Source organism: Sediminibacterium sp. TEGAF015, assembly GCF_025997995.1.
GTDB lineage: Bacteria > Bacteroidota > Bacteroidia > Chitinophagales > Chitinophagaceae > Sediminibacterium.
Genome location: NZ_AP026683.1, coordinates 2680690 through 2695702 on the forward strand (window position 1 = coordinate 2680690; position 15013 = coordinate 2695702).

The 15013-nt window shown below is 39.0% G+C and carries 16 protein-coding genes; 9 read left to right on the plus strand and 7 right to left on the minus strand.

Features of this window, described 5'->3' with window-relative positions; all coding sequences use genetic code 11:
- The first annotated feature begins 42 nt into the window (after positions 1-42).
- Entirely contained in the window at positions 43-1071 is a 1029-nt protein-coding gene (locus TEGAF0_RS12005; RefSeq protein ID WP_264898561.1) for a glycosyltransferase family 2 protein, read from the plus strand.
- Between the two features lie 15 nt (positions 1072-1086).
- Here the strand turns inward: TEGAF0_RS12005 and TEGAF0_RS12010 are convergent, their stop codons facing one another.
- From TEGAF0_RS12010 to TEGAF0_RS12020, 3 genes are read right to left on the minus strand one after another with little or no spacing between them, the layout of a single operon-like run.
- Positions 1087-1500 (minus strand): OsmC family protein, encoded by a 414-nt coding sequence (locus tag TEGAF0_RS12010; protein WP_264898562.1) that lies wholly within the window; start codon positions 1498-1500, stop codon positions 1087-1089.
- An 8-nt stretch (positions 1501-1508) separates the two neighbouring features.
- Complete coding sequence (locus tag TEGAF0_RS12015) at positions 1509-2225, minus strand: superoxide dismutase (protein WP_264898563.1); 717 nt, start codon at positions 2223-2225, stop codon at positions 1509-1511.
- Positions 2209-3654, minus strand: a complete 1446-nt coding sequence (locus TEGAF0_RS12020) for an LptF/LptG family permease (RefSeq protein WP_264898564.1) — start codon at positions 3652-3654, stop codon at positions 2209-2211. Before TEGAF0_RS12020 ends, TEGAF0_RS12015 begins: the two co-directional genes overlap by 17 nt.
- 23 nt (positions 3655-3677) lie before the next feature.
- Between TEGAF0_RS12020 and TEGAF0_RS12025 the strand changes: the two genes are divergently transcribed.
- A complete protein-coding gene (locus tag TEGAF0_RS12025; RefSeq protein ID WP_264898565.1) occupies positions 3678-4295 on the plus strand; it encodes a protein kinase family protein in 618 nt (205 codons plus the stop codon).
- Here TEGAF0_RS12025 and TEGAF0_RS12030 read toward each other — a convergent pair.
- Positions 4292-4675, minus strand: coding sequence for an START-like domain-containing protein (locus TEGAF0_RS12030; RefSeq protein ID WP_264898566.1), 384 nt, complete (start codon positions 4673-4675; stop codon positions 4292-4294). The two genes, TEGAF0_RS12025 and TEGAF0_RS12030, sit on opposite strands and share 4 nt — an antisense overlap.
- Before the next feature lie 224 nt (positions 4676-4899).
- Between TEGAF0_RS12030 and TEGAF0_RS12035 the strand changes: the two genes are divergently transcribed.
- The 4 genes from TEGAF0_RS12035 (at position 4900) to rimM (ending at position 8336) form a co-directional block, all read left to right on the plus strand.
- Entirely contained in the window at positions 4900-5772 is an 873-nt protein-coding gene (locus TEGAF0_RS12035; protein WP_346347627.1) for a sigma-70 family RNA polymerase sigma factor, read from the plus strand.
- A 72-nt stretch (positions 5773-5844) separates the two neighbouring features.
- A complete protein-coding gene (gene ffh, locus TEGAF0_RS12040; RefSeq protein ID WP_264898567.1) occupies positions 5845-7167 on the plus strand; it encodes a signal recognition particle protein in 1323 nt (440 codons plus the stop codon).
- 91 nt (positions 7168-7258) lie between these two features.
- Positions 7259-7732: a 30S ribosomal protein S16 gene (gene rpsP / locus TEGAF0_RS13600; RefSeq protein ID WP_346347628.1), complete on the plus strand. Its 474-nt coding sequence runs from the start codon at positions 7259-7261 to the stop codon at positions 7730-7732.
- Between the two features lie 79 nt (positions 7733-7811).
- Entirely contained in the window at positions 7812-8336 is a 525-nt protein-coding gene (gene rimM / locus TEGAF0_RS12050) for a ribosome maturation factor RimM (protein WP_264898569.1), read from the plus strand.
- A gap of 25 nt (positions 8337-8361) precedes the next feature.
- Here rimM and TEGAF0_RS12055 read toward each other — a convergent pair whose 3' ends face one another.
- Positions 8362-9744 carry a S41 family peptidase gene (locus TEGAF0_RS12055; protein ID WP_264898571.1) on the minus strand — a complete coding sequence of 461 codons (1383 nt, stop codon included), beginning with the start codon at positions 9742-9744 and terminating at the stop codon, positions 8362-8364.
- A gap of 122 nt (positions 9745-9866) precedes the next feature.
- Between TEGAF0_RS12055 and dinB the strand changes: the two genes are divergently transcribed.
- From dinB to TEGAF0_RS12070, 3 genes are all read left to right on the plus strand, one after another.
- On the plus strand, positions 9867-11057 hold the full coding sequence (gene dinB, locus TEGAF0_RS12060; protein ID WP_264898572.1) for a DNA polymerase IV: 1191 nt from the start codon (positions 9867-9869) through the stop codon (positions 11055-11057).
- Between the two features lie 71 nt (positions 11058-11128).
- A complete protein-coding gene (locus TEGAF0_RS12065; RefSeq protein WP_264898574.1) occupies positions 11129-11770 on the plus strand; it encodes a peroxiredoxin in 642 nt (213 codons plus the stop codon).
- Between the two features lie 41 nt (positions 11771-11811).
- Positions 11812-13083, plus strand: a complete 1272-nt coding sequence (locus TEGAF0_RS12070; protein ID WP_264898575.1) for a metal-dependent hydrolase family protein — start codon at positions 11812-11814, stop codon at positions 13081-13083.
- 3 nt (positions 13084-13086) lie between these two features.
- Here the strand turns inward: TEGAF0_RS12070 and TEGAF0_RS12075 are convergent, their stop codons facing one another.
- Both TEGAF0_RS12075 and TEGAF0_RS12080 read right to left on the minus strand, forming a co-directional pair.
- Positions 13087-13797: an RluA family pseudouridine synthase gene (locus TEGAF0_RS12075; RefSeq protein WP_264898577.1), complete on the minus strand. Its 711-nt coding sequence runs from the start codon at positions 13795-13797 to the stop codon at positions 13087-13089.
- Positions 13794-14969 carry a pseudouridine synthase gene (locus TEGAF0_RS12080; RefSeq protein WP_264898579.1) on the minus strand — a complete coding sequence of 392 codons (1176 nt, stop codon included), beginning with the start codon at positions 14967-14969 and terminating at the stop codon, positions 13794-13796. The genes TEGAF0_RS12075 and TEGAF0_RS12080 overlap by 4 nt, the downstream gene beginning before the upstream one ends.
- Between the last annotated feature and the right edge of the window lie 44 nt (positions 14970-15013).

The window sequence follows — 15013 nt, forward strand, 5'->3', positions numbered from 1 at the left end:
TAGCATCCAAATTAGGGTATTATTTGGACTATAACCCCCGAAATGCGTAAACCAGAACTAAGAGAGAGAATCCCTTCAAGGCCTCCACTTATATCGCCATTGCATGATGAAACGGATCAGCCTGTCTGGTCGGTTATGATTGCCGTGGACAATACTTTTACTTATCTAAACACTACTTTACTGTCTATTCTGGAACTGGATCAGGGAATTGGCGTAATGCAGATTATGGTTGTGGACGATGCCAGTGATGATGGTGATGTGGAGCAATTGGTAAAAGATACAGGAAAAGGGAGAATCGGATATTTCAGACAGCCCAATAAAATTGGCAGGCTCAGAAATCTGGAAACCTGTATTAAATTATCACGCGGAAAATATATTCATATTTTATACGGAGACAACTATGTCATGCCCGGATTTTATGACGAAATTTTGTCTTTGTTTAATGAGTTCCCAAGGGTAGGTGCTGCATTTACAGAATTCCAGTATATAAATGAACGAGGCAATCCAATTTGGAAACATCAGCCCTTGGCTAAAGAAAGAGGGTTGCTGAAAAACTGGGTAAAAGCAGTTGCACTAAGGCAAAATACTGAACCTTCTGCCATGGTTATTAAAAGGAGCACCTATGAAAAACTAGGTAGCTTTTTTGGTGCTGAACACGGAGAGTTCTGGGAAATGACAGTAAGAATTGCTGCACATGTAGAGTTAGCCTATGTACCCAAAGTGCTGGCCAACTTCAGAATACATGGAAAAGCATTGCATTCAGAAGCACTCAAAACAGGAAGAAATATTGACGACATCACTAAAATCATCGGTATCATCCGGGCATACTTGCCCTTGGATGTAAGAGATGAAGTGAATGCCATGTCAAAAAAATACTTCTCTCAGCATTTTGCTCAGTTGTCGCACAAAGTGTATCATGAATTAGATGATACGGAGGCAGCGCTGAAACAAGCCTGGGGTGCCCTCGTATTAGACATTAACTGGATTTCCCTCAAGTATTCTTTGTTGCTATTCTTTAAATACCTGATTGGCTATAAAGTAATCCGCAAATGGGTGGAGAAGTTATCTTAACCCATTTCCTTCATTTTACATCAACTTAGTACTGTAATTAATTGGGCAGTGTTTTGCCAGCATGGCTGAAATGCCACAGTACTTATCCATCGATAAGGATACTGCACGATTCAGTTTATCTTCATCTTCGGGCTTAACATCTGAATGATACACAATGTTAATATAAGTGAAGGTTTTAGGATGGTCTTCTGTTTGTTCGGCCTCCGCAGTTACTTCCAGTTTACTGAAGCTCACTTTCATTTTATTGAGGATTTCAATTACATCAATGGCACTGCATCCACATAAAGAGGCCAGTAACATTCTCTTGGGATTCATGCCACTGTTTAATCCGCCGTTCTCTAATGTTGTATCAATACGCACGGTATGCCCATCGTTTCCTATTGCATCAAAAGCCAGCGCTTCCTTCCAATTAACTTTTACATCTATCATGATTTTTTTTATTTTAATTGACCCGCTACAAAGTCCCAGTTTACAATATTGAACCAGTTGTTAATATAATCGGGTCGTTTGTTTTGATATTTTAAATAATAAGCATGCTCCCATACATCCAATCCTAATAAGGGTGTTCCTTTCAATTCACTAATATCCATCAATGGATTATCCTGATTGGGCGTAGAGCCTATTTTCAAATTGCCGTCAGCAGTTTGTACCAGCCATGCCCATCCGCTTCCGAATCTGCTTTTACCTGCATCTGCAAAAGCATTTTTAAAGGATTCAAAGGAACCGAAAGACTGGTTGATGGAAGTTAATAATATACCGGAAGGTTGATTGGCCGTTCCAGGCTTCATGCATTTCCAGAAAAATTCATGGTTGAAATGACCTCCGCCGTTGTTACGCATTTTTATAGAATACTTGCTGATATTTTTCATCAGGGTTTCTACACTAGTGGTCTGCATATTTACTTTTTCTGCGGCACAGGCATCTGCTAAGTTTTTTGCATAAGCAGCTGCATGTTTGGTGAAATGAATTTCCATAGTCATTGCATCAATATAAGGCTCCAGTGCAGCATATCCATAAGGCAGCGGTTGTTGTTCAAATTCATTTCCTGTTGCAGCAACAACAACAGAAGGTATCAGGCTGATTCCGATTCCGGCTGCCAGCGCAGCTTTGCTACTGTCTTTCAGAAAGACTCTTCTGTTATAGGCTTTTTTCATGGCTATTTTTTTTCTTAAAGTTAGCTAATAATTTTCTTAGGCCTTTAAAGTTGCGATAATAGAACTCCTGATTAAACAGCTGAGAATCATGCATGGCTTTGTAAATCAGGAAGGCACTCACGGGTACCAGAATGAATGTACTTAACCACATTCCCAGAACGGCATTGGTCTGACCTGAACGGACAAACTTTTCACCAAATGTGTTCAGTAAGTGGAATAACACAAAGAAAATAATGGCAAATACAAGCGGCGTTCCCAATCCCCCCTTCCGAATAATGGAACCCAGTGGAGCACCAATTAAAAACATGACCAGACAAGCCACTGAAAGGGTGAATTTTTTATGCCATTCAATTTCATGCAATTGCATGGAAAGGTATTTGGTCTGATAGTCTTCTGCCATAACATTTACAGAACCTTTTACGGTAGCTAGCTGATTGGAAGCAGCATCTATCAATTGTTGCTGAAGACTGTCGGGAAATAATTTCCTTGGATTTACTTTTGGTAGCGGTTGTTTTACTTTTACCCATCCTGTATCTGCAAATCTGGCGAACCGCAAATAAGGGCTTACTTCAAGTTTAGCTTTTTTTAAATAGAAGGTATCAATATGGTCCAGAGAATCAATGGCAACATTGAGTTGACGAAGGCTTAACATTTTGGGATCGTAAAATGCGGAGTCTTCTGTTTTATTCATTTGAAAACTTTTCAAATCAAAAACTTTCTTGTATTCCTTGAATCCCATGCGGGTAAATTCGGTATTCAACTCTCCTCTTGGTCCCTTTTCCTGATAACGCCATCCATTCTTGAGAATAAATTCCAGAAACTGTTTGTCTTTGGAAACCCGCATCACGCCGCTTTCCGCAACCATCATATTATCCTGTAAATAATATCCTTTTTCAAAAATGACTACATCGTGAATAATGCTATCGTTTTTTTCTTTCTTGCCTAGTTTAATAACAAAGCCATCTATCTTATCATAAAAAACACCTTCTTTAATATCAATGGAAGGTTTCGAAACAATGATATCATATTTTAATGCCGATAGTTTCAGCTGCGTAACTGGAATGATATTGTTGGCAAACAAAAACGCAACGCCACAGACTAGAATAGTAAATACCAAAAGTGGACGCATGAATCTGATTAAAGAAATCCCGGCAGCTTTAATAGCCACCAGCTCAAACTTCTCACCAAGGTTCCCAAAAGTCATAATGGAGGAAAACAATAAAGCCAGCGGCAATGCCATCGGAACCCAAAACAAAGCTACTAGTCCAATTAGTTTAAGAACAGTAAGCAGGTCTAATCCTTTTCCAACCAGGTCGTCAATGTACAGCCAGAAAAACTGCATGGTTAGTACAAACAGGGAAATGGCAAATGCAGCTACGAACGGTCCAATAAAAGAGCGAATAATTAGTATGTCTAGTTTTTTTATCACAATAGCTGTCTTAATATTGCTGTATGAGCTACGCAAAAGTAACACTTTCACCAAAGGAACTGGAATTGGTTAATAATGCGGACTGGATTTTAACAAAGAACCATATCATCGGCAAAGTATATGATTTGTTTGGTGCATTGGCAAATCAGTACAGGCAGGAGTTTCTTACTCATAAAAAGTTTGAGAAAGAAATTGCATTTGAAATTGCTCCTAAAATTTCAAAGGGGGAACAATACGAACAGTTGCCCTATGTAATGCTCGATTTTCCACGTTACTTTACAGAGTCTGATATTTTTGCTATCCGTACTTTTTTCTGGTGGGGGAATCATTGCAGCATACACCTAGTTTTAAAAGGAAAATACTTGGCTGAATTGGGTCCTTCCATTGACCGTTACTTTGAAATGTATGGCAAGTATGGAACTGAAACCCTTGATTGGTTTATTGGTGTTGGCTCCGATCCCTGGCAACATTATTTTGAAAAAGATAATTACATGCCTATGCAGGACTGGAATGGGTATAGCGTTACCAAATTACCTTTTCTGAAACTGGCAAAAAAAATCCCACTGCAGAAGTGGGACGATATTGAAAATTTTATGAAGAATCAGTTTAGTAAAATACTGACTATTTTATCAGATTATTAAGAACCCAGACGGTGGAACAATTCTTTCGTCTGATATCCCCATAACTGGCTCTGATCCTTAATATCGGATTTCTCTGCAAAATCCTTAATAACCAGAATCGTCTGATTGGATATCTCTGTTTTCTCAATTCTGAATTCAAAATATTCATTTTTGTCATTGTGTAACCAACGAAAACGAATGAACTTGTTTTCTTCCTTGTCTACTACTTCTGCCTTCTCCGGAACTCCACCATCCCAGGAGAAACTGAACACATTTTCCCACTCGTCTACTTTGTCTGCAAACCATTCCTGCAAACCTGCAGGGGTTGATAAAAATTCATACAATATACCTGGAGAACATCTGACCGGAAATTCTAATGTAAATAGTTGCTTCTTACTCATTATTACGCTTTTGCCAAATAGGTTGATGCAATGATATTAAATAATACCTATTACCCAAATGTTTTTTTAAAAAATGCTATTTTATAGTAAATCATACTTAACATGTTAATTTATTTTGTGTCGTAAAATATTGATAGTCATTTAAATAATAAATTATTTTAACAAAACTCAGGAAAATGTTAAATTAGGAATACTTAATTTTTGCAAACTAAAATTCAGTTGTTATGGGTATGCGCCAACTCAAAATAACAAAATCGATTACCAATCGGGAATCACAAAGTCTGGAAAAATATCTTCAGGAAATTGGAAAAGTAGAGCTGTTAGAAGGGGAGGAAGAAGTATTATTGGCGCAAAAAGTTAAGCAAGGAGATACCCGGGCTTTGGATAGACTTGTTAAAGCAAACCTCCGATTTGTGGTCTCTGTTGCTAAACAATATCAGAATCAAGGACTCACTTTATCTGACTTGATAAATGAGGGCAATTTAGGTTTGATTAAAGCTGCTATGCGATTCGATGAAACCAAAGGGTTCAAATTTATTTCTTATGCGGTCTGGTGGATCAGACAAAGTATTCTGCAATCATTGGCAGAACAAAGCAGAATTGTAAGATTACCGCTGAATAAAGTTGGTCTCACCAACAAAATCAGTAAGGCCTATCAGGCATTAGAGCAGGAGTATGAGCGGGAGCCTTCTCCACAGGAAATTGCGGAATTACTGGAATTGCCCATTGAAGAAGTGGCAGCCACCATGAAAGCAGGATTCAGACATGTTAGTATTGATTCGCCCGTTGCGGAAGGGGAAGACATTACATTAATAGACTTGCTAGAAAATACCAATGAAGCGCAGACAGATGAAAAGCTGGCTTATCATGAATCATTACATGTTGAAATAGAAAGGAGTCTGGGTACCCTGACTGACCGTCAGAAAAAAGTCATCTGCTTTTTCTTTGGAATAGGTGTAGAACGCGCGCTCAGCCTTGAAGATATTGGGTCGCGGTTTAATTTAACCAGGGAAAGGGTCAGACAAATCAAGGACAAAGCCATCAATAAACTGAAGGCAGCCAACAGAACCAGACAGCTCAGGTATTATTTAGGCTGATAAAAATTAGGAATACGCTCATTTTCCTCAACCTAGTATATTTGCACCTCGTTCATCAACAAGTGTGCTATCATGTTTCAGAATTTATCAGAGAAATTAGAATCAGCGTTTAAGAATTTAAAAGGAGAATCAAGAATCAATGAACTCAATATTGCCAATACGGTTAAAGATATCCGTAGGGCATTGTTGGATGCTGACGTGAACTTCAAGATTGCCAAGGAATTTACTGATAAGGTGAAAGAAAAAGCGGTTGGCTCAAAGGTGTTGAATGCCATTAGTCCGGGGCAATTAATGGTAAAAATTGTTCAGGATGAGCTGACCGATTTAATGGGTGGACAAGAAGCTGCTTTTGAAGTGGAAGGCAGACCTGCAGTGATTTTGATTGCTGGTTTACAGGGTAGTGGTAAAACCACTTTTACCGGAAAGCTGGCTAATTATTTGAAAACCAAGAAGGGTAAAAGTCCGTTGGTAGTTGCTGCTGACATATACAGACCTGCAGCGATTGATCAGTTAACGGTACTTGCAGAGCAAATTGGTGTAAGCATTTACAGTGAGCGTGAAAACAAGGATGCGGTAGCCATTGCATTAAACGCCATAAAAGAAGCAAAATCCACCAATAAGAACGTGGTTATCATTGATACGGCTGGCCGTTTGGCTATTGACGAGCTGATGATGAATGAAGTGGCCAATATAAAAGCCGCTGTTAATCCCTCTGAAATACTGTTTGTAGTAGACTCAATGACGGGTCAGGATGCGGTGAATACAGCCAAGGCCTTTAACGATCGTCTTGATTTTACGGGTGTAGTATTAACCAAATTGGATGGCGATACACGCGGTGGTGCGGCACTGTCTATTAAATACACAGTAGATAAGCCCATCAAATTTGTAAGTAGTGGAGAGAAGATGGAAACCCTGGATGTGTTTTATCCGGAAAGGATGGCACAGCGTATATTGGGAATGGGTGATATTACTACGTTGGTAGAAAAAGCACAGGCGCAGTTTAATGAAGCCGAAGCCAAAAAACTGGAAAAGAAAATCCGCAAAAATCAGTTCGACTTTCAGGATTTCCTAGATCAGTTACAACAAATCAAAAAAATGGGCAACCTGAAAGACCTGATGGGGATGATACCAGGAGTAGGCAAAGCGGTAAAAGATATTGATATTAAAGACGATGCTTTCAAGGGGATTGAAGCCATGATTAGTTCAATGACACCATATGAAAGGGCCAACCCCGATAGCTTAACCCCTTCTAGAAGAGCCAGAATTGCCAAGGGAGCAGGAAAGGACTTACAGGAAGTAAATGCTTTCATGAAGCAATTTGAGCAAATGAAGCAGATGATGAAAATGATGAATAATATGCCAATGGGTGGTCGTTTTCCGGGAATGAGACGCTAAACTTTGGAAAATCATTGGGAATCACCTAATTTCGCGTTCCGGTTTCTACCGGATAAACCCTATTATTAAAGCCTTTAAATGTCTATTTAAGATGGCAGTTAAAATGAGACTTCAAAGACACGGAAGTAAAAAGCGTCCATTCTACTTTATCGTAGTAGCTGATGCTCGTGCACCAAGAGATGGTAAGTTCATCCAGAAAATTGGAACTTACAACCCACTAACTGTACCTGCAAGTATCCAGTTAGATCGTCAGAAAGCACTAGAGTGGTTAAACAAAGGTGCGCAGCCAACCGACACTGTTCGCAGAATCCTTTCATTCAAAGGAGTATTGTACTTAAAGCACTTATTGCGTGGTGTTAAGTTAGGTTTGTTTGATGATGCAACTGCAATGACCAAGTTCCAGGAATGGCACAACAGTCATGAAGCAAACATCACTCGCAGAAACACAGAACACAAGAGCAAGCAATCTGCAAAGAAAGCCTATGTTCCTGTAGTTAAGAAAGTAGAAGAGAAGCAGGAAGAATCTGCTGCGCCTGCTGAGGAATCAGCACCAGCTGAAGCTTAATGCAAGCATTCATACGAATTGAGAAGGCCTGGTTTACCAGGCCTTTTTCATGTTCCTGATTCATTCATTAAATTGCACTATGCAAGAATATATTCACGTTGGTAAAATGGTAGCCGTTTTTGGCGTAAAAGGTGAATTAATACTTAAACATTCCCTTGGTAAGAAAACCAATCTGAAAGACGTTAAAGCCATTTTTATAGAGGAAGTAAAAGGCTCTTATATTCCTTATTTTGTTGACTCGGCCAAAGCCAAAGATGAAGAAGAGTCCTATGTTAAACTGGAAGGTATTCAAAGCAAGGAAATGGCTGCCCGCTTTACAGGAAAGCCTGTATGGTTGCTGGATGCAGACTTTCGGAATCTGGCTGGTAAAGATGCGCCTATATCTTTACTAGGATATGAAATTATCACAGATGAAGACGAGAACCTTGGTCCTATTGAAGAAGTAATTGAACAGCCTCATCAGGTTTTGCTGCGTGTAACATTGGAAGGTAATGAAGCCCTGATTCCCTTACATGCAGAAACCCTGGACAAGATTGATAGGGCTGCTAAAAAAGTATATGTTACACTACCCGATGGGTTATTGGATATTTACAGAGGATTGTAGTTTTTACCAGAGAGGATTCATATGCTCAATCTTGATGTATAATCCATTTTCGAGCAGCTTCAAAAGCAGCATCTTTATTTAATTCGGGTTTCACAAGAACATGGGGTAGTATGGGTGCTTGATTTTTCTCATCTCCATCAGCTCTGGTAAACATTTTGCTAGGTGCTCTTGCAATGATTCGGCTATTAGGCAACATAAAGTTGAACATTTCTCCATAGTCATTTCCCGGTTCACCTGTTGGTTCTCCAAATACTTTTGCCAATTCATATGTTCTAATACCATCACTAAACATATTGGCACTAGAAAAAGTATTGGGTCCAATCAGCAATGCAGTTTTACCAGAAAAGCGTAAAGAATTTTCTAGTGGTTGTTGTAGTTCTTTTACCTGATAATGATAAATAGAATCATTGGGTAAGGCAAAATAAAAAGATGGACCTGCATTCTCTCCCAGACTGCCTTTCATAAATAGTTTATAATGTTCGCTTACTTTCCATTTCATGCCGGCGCTTAAGCGGTAAGCTTTATTGCTGAAATAGGGAATCATCATCTCTGCCAATGCTGAATTGCCTCCACCATTTTCCCGAATATCAATTATTAACCCCTTAGCCTTTTGATTTCGGATTACGCTAAAACTGGAGTCTAAAAAACGGGAAAAAGGTCTATTATTCAAAGTAGTCATATTGTTGTATTGTATATATGCAATACTGTCTTGACGCCATTCAAACTGATAAGGCATTACGCGCATAGAATTTTGTTGTGCCAGCACTTTGTTTAAACTGTCTGCCTCTTGTTTATTATATCCTTTTACGGTGTATTGAATTTTCTTTCCTTCTGGTGTGATGGCTGTAATGCGGAATGGGCTTTTGATTTCATGCAAGAACAATAATTTTCTTACATAGGTCCCCACCTGTTGTAATTTCCAGTGATCCAATCCGCCAAAATAGGATTTGAACTGTTTATTTAATTCCGCTACTTTTCTATTGTTTACAGAAACAATTTTTGTACCTCTGGCTAATATTCCTTTACGACTTAGATCCTGGTCTACTTCCAATGTTTTTTCTGAAACCGTTTTCAGCAAAAAAGGAAATCTTTCACTTTGGGTATATAGGCTATCTGCATATTTTGCAGCTGGTAATCCCAAGTGTCCTTCATTTAATAAAGCTGCGATTTTACCAAAGAACATTATGGCTTGTTGTTGATTGACTTTTTTGGGAAGTGCTTTTATCAGCAATGCAGCTTGTTCCTGGAAAATATTTTCATCTATTGCATGATACATGTTAACGTGAGATTCGCTCATTACTTTCTTCCAAAATTGAAAGTCTTCTACTATTTCTTTTTTATGGATTACAAAACCATTATTGGATATGGTTTTTCTATTTTCATAGAGGATAAAGGATTGGCCTAACATACTACTGATTGTTAAGCACAGCAAAAAAGAAAGAAGCCATTGTTTCATAACAAGGATTTCTACAAAATTAGACTGATTAAAATGATACTACCATCACATAAAAGGGTGATATTGCTTTTGCTATGGCAGCACTTCAACGATATATTGCACATTTAGATCTAGACTCTTTTTTTGTAAGTGTTGAAATGATCAACAATCCAACATTAAAGGGTAAAGCAGTTATTGTTGGAGGCAGTGCAGATAGAGGAGTGGTGACTACATGCAGTTATGAAGCTAGAAAGTTTGGAGTACGAAGTGCCATGCCTATGAAAAAGGCTATGCAGTTATGCCCGCATGCCATTATTGTAAGAGGTACAAGGGGGGAGTATAGCCGTTACTCCAGGTGGGTAACTGAAATTATTGCAGCTAAAGCTCCTTTGTTTGAGAAAGCATCGATAGATGAGTTTTACATTGATTTGACAGGGATGGATAAATTCTTTGATCCGTTTCAGTGGACGATTGATTTGAGAAACGAAATCATAGAGCAAACCAAACTCCCTATATCTTTTGGATTGGCTAGCAATAAAATGATTGCTAAGATTGCAACCGATGAAGCAAAACCCAATGGATACCTCTTTGTGCAGCCTGGTATGGAGAAGTCTTTTTTAGCTCCATTGCCAGTAAATAAATTTTCAGGTGTAGGCGATGCTTTGCATAAAAAGTTAAATGCCAATGGCATTTTTACCATTCGAGAATTAAGTGAAACTTCACCTGATGTATTGAATAAACTATTGGGTAAAACAGGATTGGACCTTTGGAAGAAAGCACAGGGAATTCACGAGGGCCAGGTGCAGCCTTACCATGAATCTAAATCCATTTCTACCGAAAATACCTTTGAAGAAAACAAACGCGACGAAGCTTTTTTATTGAGTGAACTCGTTAGGATGACAGAAAAAGTTGCGTACGAATTAAGACAGGATGGAAAACTGTCAGGCTGTATTGCTGTGAAAATCAGATATCCCGATTTTGAAACAACTACAAAGCAAACCAGTATTGCCTACACTTTAAGAGACGATGAATTGATTCCTGTTGCCATAGATTTATTCCATCAATTGTACCGAAAAGACCAGCCCATTCGGCTATTGGGGGTGCGACTATCAGAGCTTACCTCTCATGTGATGCAGGGGTCTTTATTTGAAGAGACGGATAAAAAAGGAGAACTATATAAAGCCATTGATGACGTCAAAAATAAGTTTGGAAAACAGGCGCTACAAAAAGCCAGGACAGTTAGGAAATCAGCTAAGGAAGACCCTGATAATTCAATAGCTAGTTAAGTGGATTGTTGTTTTAATATTAGTCTACTAAATTAGTAGGAAATTGCCTATTATTGCTAAAATTTCAAATTATGGCACTTCGACTAGGGGATATAGCACCCAACTTTTACGCAGAGACCAGTTTGGGTCCTATTGATTTTTATGAATACTTAGGTAATAGCTGGGGTGTGTTGTTTTCACATCCGGCGGATTATACGCCTGTATGTACAACTGAACTGGGTAAAACTGCAACCCTTAAAGCTGAATTTGAAAAGAGAAATGTAAAAGTGCTTGCACTGAGTGTAGACAGCTTAGAGAAGCATAAGGGTTGGATTGAGGATATCAATGATACACAACATACGCTTGTTGATTTTCCCATAATTGCAGATGAAGACAGAAGCATTGCACATGCATATGATATGATTCATCCCAATGCTTCTGAAACCTTTACCGTACGGTCCTTGTTCATCATTGGTCCAGACAAGAAAGTAAAGCTGATTATTACTTACCCTGCTTCTACTGGAAGAAATTTTTATGAGGTTCTACGGGTGATTGATTCTTTGCAATTAACTGCAGAATACAGTGTTGCTACCCCTGCCGATTGGAAAGAAGGGGAAGACGTAATTGTGGTTCCTTCCATTAGCACTGCAGATGCCATTCAGCGATTCCCCAAAGGAGTAACGGAACTTAAACCTTATTTGCGTTATACTCCTCAACCGAATAAAACTCGATAACTCAATCAATAAAATTGGTTATCTTCCTGAAAATTGTTTGTATGCGCATAATTCTGGTAGGCTTACTCTTTTTGGTAAGCCAGTCTTTAGTGGCACAAAAAACGCTATTGCATTGTGGTCAGTTAATTGATGTAAAAAATGGAACACAATTGCAGCAAATGACCATTGTAGTTGAGGGAAATAAAATTGTAGAAATACAAAAGGGCTACACCAATCCTGCAGCTGATCAAACAGTAATTAATTTGAAAAACCTGACGGTAATGCCAGGATTGATTGATATGCACGTGCATTTAGAGTCTGAAACAGGGCCTGGTAATTATTTAAATGGCTTTACTTTTAACCCTGCAGACTATGCATTCCAATCGGTGATGTTTGCCGAAAAGACATTGATGAGTGGATTTACTGCGGTAAGAGATTTAGGGGGTACTAACGTAAATATTGCTTTAAGAAATGCCATCAACAAAGGATGGATTGTAGGTCCTAGAGTATATACTGCAGGTAAATCCTTGGCATCTACAGGAGGTCATGCAGATCCAACCAATAATTATCGCAAAGATTTAATGGGCGATCCTGGTCCGAGAGAAGGGGTAGTAAACAGTGTGGAGGATGCTGCCAAGGCCGTTCGCCAGCGATACAAAGACGGAGCAGACCTGATTAAAATTACTGCAACCGGTGGTGTGCTAAGCATGGCCAAAGATGGCAGTGGCGCTCAGTTTTCTTTGGAAGAAATTAAAGCCATTGTGCAAACAGCCAATGATTACGGTTTTAAAGTTGCTGCGCACGCACATGGTGCAGAGGGAATGAAGAGAGCAGTTTTAGGTGGGGTGCATTCTATTGAACACGGAAGTTATATGACAGAAGAAGTAATGGACCTGATGAAAGAAAAGGGAACTTATTTAGTTCCTACCATTGTTGCAGGAAAGTCTACTGCTGACTCTGCCAAGAAGCCAGGTTATTATCCCGATATGGTAAAAGCAAAGGCATTGGTGATAGGAAATTTTATACAAGGCACATTTGCCAAAGCGTATAAAAGAGGAGTAAAAATTGCTTTTGGTACAGATGCCGGTGTGTATGCACACGGAAAGAATTGGATGGAGTTTCAATATATGACTGAAGTGGGCATGCCCATACTCGAAGCAATTAAATGTGCAACTGTAAACGCTGCAGATTTATTAGGCGATGATACCATTGGTAGTATAGAAAAAGGAAAGATGGCCGATATTATTGCTGTTGACGGCAATCCGGAAAAAGACGTAACCAGTATGGGACGCGTAAAATTTGTTATGAAAGGAGGAAAAGTGTTTAAGCAATAAACACTATCCCTTCCATTTTTTTAATTGTTGTAATACGGCTCTTAAGTCTTTAGGCAAAGGAGCTTCCAACGAATAGGCAATTCCTTCGTAAGAAAAATTCAATTGCGATGAATGTAAAGCCAGTCTTGATAAGATTGGCTTTTCTTCTTCCGCTACTTTAGCCAATTTAAAATTCTTCTTGATAGAAGAAAGCAAAACCGGTTTAGGGTCACCGTATATTTCATCACATACAATGCTGTGTCCTATATGCTGCATATGCACCCTAATCTGGTGTGTTCTGCCGGTATGAATCTGGAATCTTACCCAGCTATACAATCTAAATTGCTCCTGTACTTCGTAGTCTGTTAGTGAAGGCTTTCCTTTTACATGGGTCATCATCTTGGTTGTTTTACCAGGATGTTCCATAATAGGAGCATCAATACTTCCGCCTGGATTCATCATTTGACCTTGTACAAGGCCTACATAAAACTTTTCCATTTCACGGCTCTCAAACAATGCTGAAAGTGCTTTGTGCGAAATTTCATTTTTTGCAAATAAAATGATACCACTGGTATCTTTGTCTAAACGGTGAACCGTATAAATCTGACCATACTTCTGCTTTAATACATCTTTCAGCGAAATTTCAACACCCATTCTGTCAGGGATGCTCAATAATCCGGAAGGTTTATTTACAGCTACAAAATCAGGGGTTTCTAAAATGATATCGATACTCATGCGGGATTCTCGGTCTTGTTTTTTCTTACAAATGATTTGTTCATGAACTTCAGCAAACGAACTTCTTTCTCATTCAGAAAACGCCATTTGCTTCTTTCTACATTTTTCTTGGTAAGGTTGGCAAACATAACCCTGTCAAGCGCTTTTACATCATAGCCAAGGTGTTCAAATATTCTACGTACAATTCTGTTTCTGCCACTGTGTATTTCAATGCCAACAACATTTTTTGTTTTGGGATCTGCATATCCTACTGAGTCTGCCGCAACAAATCCGTCTTCTAGCGTAACCCCACTGGCTATCTGATCTAGGTCTTTTTTAGTAACCGGTTTGTCAAGCGTTACTTCATAAATCTTCTTAACCTCAAAAGAAGGATGTGTTAGCTTCTGTGCAAGTTCTCCATCATTGGTCAACAATAAAACACCAGTAGTGTTTCTGTCCAATCTTCCAACCGGATATACTCTTTCAGGTGTGGCGCCTTTTATTAAATCCAACACCGTTTTTCTTCCCTGAGGATCATTCGCTGTGGTAATAAAATCCTTGGGTTTGTTTAACAACAGATACACCAGGTTTTTTTGTAGAAAAACGGACTTGCCTTTCACTACAATTTTATCAGACTGCGAAACTTTATAGCCAGGTTCAAAAACCTTGTCGCCATTAACTGTTACTTTGCCATCTTTTACCAATTCTGCTGCTTCTCTTCTTCCACACACACCGGCATGCGCAATGAATTTATTCAATGGCATTGGCTCACTACCAACTGCTTTGGCTTTATAATCTGCATCTCTGGGATTGCCAGGATAGCTTGGTTTTGCCCCTTTATCTTTTGAAAATTTTTTATCGCCAGTTTTCCCTTCTTTAAAAGCTTTATAGGATCCGCTGGCGGGTCTATCTGCTTTGTTTTCCGAAAAACGGTTATGGCTGTTTGTTGTATTTCTACTATTTTCCTTCACAGTTTTACTGGTACGGCTAGCAAATTTATCTGAAGCTTCCGTTTGCTTGGGGCCACTGTAAACTTCGCCGCGGGCCTGAGCTTTTTTCTTTGCTCTCATTTCTTCGCCGACTGCTCTGGCTTCTGCCTTGATTTTCCTTTTTTCCTGACGAATGGCTTCTTTTATAGCTGCCCCTTTTTTCTTTTCAGCAAATTTGCTGAAGTTGTCTGTTCTTTTTTGCATGGTGTTGATTTGCTGTTTTACAACAGGATGAATAAAAATATTTG